General features: G+C 48.7%; 5 protein-coding genes. 4 read left to right on the top strand and 1 reads right to left on the bottom strand.

Annotation, left to right across the window (positions count from 1 at the left end):
- Nucleotides 1-710: 710 nt before the first annotated feature.
- Nucleotides 711-896: a hypothetical protein gene (locus Xkoz_RS20430; RefSeq protein ID WP_141554451.1), complete on the bottom strand. Its 186-nt coding sequence runs from the start codon at nucleotides 894-896 to the stop codon at nucleotides 711-713.
- An 88-nt stretch (nucleotides 897-984) separates the two neighbouring features.
- Here Xkoz_RS20430 and Xkoz_RS18925 point away from each other — a divergent pair, with 88 nt between their 5' ends.
- The 4 genes from Xkoz_RS18925 to Xkoz_RS18905 all read left to right on the top strand — a co-directional run bounded on the left by Xkoz_RS18925 (nucleotide 985) and on the right by Xkoz_RS18905 (nucleotide 2,465).
- A complete protein-coding gene (locus Xkoz_RS18925) occupies nucleotides 985-1,293 on the top strand; it encodes a hypothetical protein (RefSeq protein ID WP_141554450.1) in 309 nt (102 codons plus the stop codon).
- Nucleotides 1,293-1,643, top strand: coding sequence for an HNH endonuclease (locus Xkoz_RS18920; protein ID WP_099143485.1), 351 nt, complete (start codon nucleotides 1,293-1,295; stop codon nucleotides 1,641-1,643). The genes Xkoz_RS18925 and Xkoz_RS18920 overlap by 1 nt, the downstream gene beginning before the upstream one ends.
- Nucleotides 1,640-1,837, top strand: a complete 198-nt coding sequence (locus Xkoz_RS18915) for a hypothetical protein (RefSeq protein WP_099143484.1) — start codon at nucleotides 1,640-1,642, stop codon at nucleotides 1,835-1,837. Before Xkoz_RS18920 ends, Xkoz_RS18915 begins: the two co-directional genes overlap by 4 nt.
- 166 nt (nucleotides 1,838-2,003) lie before the next feature.
- Nucleotides 2,004-2,465: a phage terminase small subunit P27 family gene (locus tag Xkoz_RS18905; RefSeq protein ID WP_099143482.1), complete on the top strand. Its 462-nt coding sequence runs from the start codon at nucleotides 2,004-2,006 to the stop codon at nucleotides 2,463-2,465.
- Nucleotides 2,466-2,558: the final 93 nt, after the last annotated feature.

The raw sequence follows: 2,558 nt of genomic DNA, 5'->3' as shown, positions 1-2,558 counted from the left end.
TGTTCCTGTAATGAAAGAAGTGGTTATCTACTTCTTTTCTATAGCCAAGAAATCGCTTGGAAAGAACACATTGCCACCTCAGAGCAAATGATGCTGGGGTTGCAGGAATATGTTAGGGCTGAGTGTCAGTGAGCCAAGAAGATAATTAATACATAGACCAGCTACCCAATACTCGTCGTTTATAGCTCTCGAGTGTTCTAATACCTGGATATCCATTCAATACAAACCTTACTCCACTGCACGATAAAGTTACTTGGGTAAATCCAAGTAAGTCCAGCATTTCTCGTATATTAGAGTAATTAACAATAGGGCGATAACATAATTGTTCAATACTGTTAGCTTCAACGACTAATGTTGTGGGGTTTATAGGGTTATCTTGCTTTAAGAAGCCACGATGAATCAGGGAATTGATATATATGGCGGAGTCACTATTAGGCATAGCCACTATCAGTTTGCTTTTTACAAGCGGGCCTTCAGTTCTAAATGGATCGAGTGGGTTTATAGGCATGACCACCTCCAAAAGTGTATTCCCAATAATCTATAAACCCATCCTTACTACAAAACAAGCGAATAATTCTTCACTATTGATTACTCTCTGAAATTAAAGCCAATATTCCCGTCCCCATTCCCTGAGTGGCGACCGGAATAACCCATGCTGCCACCCGTTCCTACCGCGTACCCAACGCACACGGCTGGTGGCATTTTTATTTTCACTGCGTCAGGTTATCGCCGTCTGTCGGTATTAGCTGAGACATGCTTCCTTTGACATCGAGCGTACAGACAGAATCAAAAATAACCCATGCCACCGTGTAGGACGGATCATTATCAGCAACATCCGCTGTAGGCAGGCGAAGCGGTGTGACAGCCGGAGAGACGGCAAATTCTGAACAGGGCATTCACAGAGTGGCTTATGCAGAGTTTTATATAACGAACCCGGCAAGTCTTGAGTCGGGTTTATTTATTCTGATTTATGGGGAACGAAACATGTCGCAGATCACATTCACCATCGATATCAAATATAACACTGAGGCATTAAACCAGCTCGAATCACAGCTAGAACATATCGCTGAATTAATGGATCGTATTCATGGCCAACAGCATGATACAGATAAAGCGCTATCAGTTGGTGAGGGCGTAAAGATTGCCATTAACTCGGCAGTGATTGAATCAGCACTGATTAACTCAACCACCATTGACGATCACACCCGCCAGATAGTCCGTGAAGAACTCGATAAAGAGCTGCTTCCCGGTGGAAAACTGTATCACGCTTCCCTCTATCGTGGGGCATGGTGATGCCGCCACGTATCCCCAGAGCCTGCCGCAAGTCAGGCTGCCCCAAGACCACCACCGACCGCAGTGGCTACTGCGCTGACCATCTGCACACCGGCTGGCAGCATCACCAGCAAGGCAAGAGCCGACATGCACGCGGCTATGGCAGCCAATGGGACAAACTCAGAGCCACCATCACTGCGAGAGATAAAAAATTATGCCAGCAATGCTTACGTGAAGGTCGGGCGATAACCGGCGTGACCGTTGACCACATCCAGCCCAAGGCACACGGTGGCACGGATGCGCTATCCAATCTGGAATTATTATGCTGGTCTTGTCACAAACGTAAGACCGCAACGGAGAGGCTACGATGACAGAAGACGAACAGACACTATTAATGTTCAAGGGCTTGATTGCCGAATTGCCTGAGGAGAGCCGCAAGAACTATGAGCAATGTATCAAGGTTGTTCGTCAGCTCTTGGTTGACTATCCGAACGGCGAGGCGTTGATAGCAATAGGTCTCATTGGGGCAGAACAGCAAATGCAAGGTAACTGGGGGCAAGGTTAGTCATCAATGCAATCAACCAAAGTGACAGTCACATAAGGGGAGGGGCGGGGCAAATCCCTACCTCTTTCGCCCCAAGGGACCGCCGCTTTACCTCTTTTCACATCGCCGCGAAATGCCAACTTTTTTTTGGGGTGCCCCAACTGCACTATTTCACAGGAGAAATCACATGGCAGGACGACCGCCAACCCCGACTCACCTGCGTTTGGTGAGGGGTAACCCATCAAAACGCCCGATCAATAAAAACGAACCCCAGCCACAAAAAGGGGTTCCCCACGTTCCCAAACATTTCGGAAAAATGGGCAGGTACTGGCACGAACGGATCGCAGCGGAACTGGATAAAGTCGGCGTACTCACGAACCTTGACGCCAAAGCCCTTGAATTGCTGATTGAAGCCTACGTCGAATACCGGACGCACTGCGAAACACTGGAGAGCGAGGGTTACACCTACCGAACCGCTCAGGGGTTAATTAAAGCCCACCCGGCAGCCGGCATGAAAGCCGATGCGTGGAAACGCATTCATGCCATGTTGAGCGCGTTTGGTATGTCACCGTCCAGTCGCTCTAAAGTCAATATGGCCGGGGAAGACAAAGCCGATCCCTTGGCTGAGCTGTTACAAATGAGGGATTAAGATGGCTAAAGTATCAGATGGCATTCGCTATGCCGAACGGGTCGTTGCGGGTGAGATTGTGGCCGGGGAACTGGTCAGGCTGGCTTGTCAGCG

The organism is Xenorhabdus kozodoii, assembly GCF_002632875.1.
GTDB classification, from domain to species: Bacteria; Pseudomonadota; Gammaproteobacteria; order Enterobacterales; family Enterobacteriaceae; genus Xenorhabdus; species Xenorhabdus kozodoii.
This window is presented reverse-complemented; position numbering and strand designations above follow the sequence as displayed.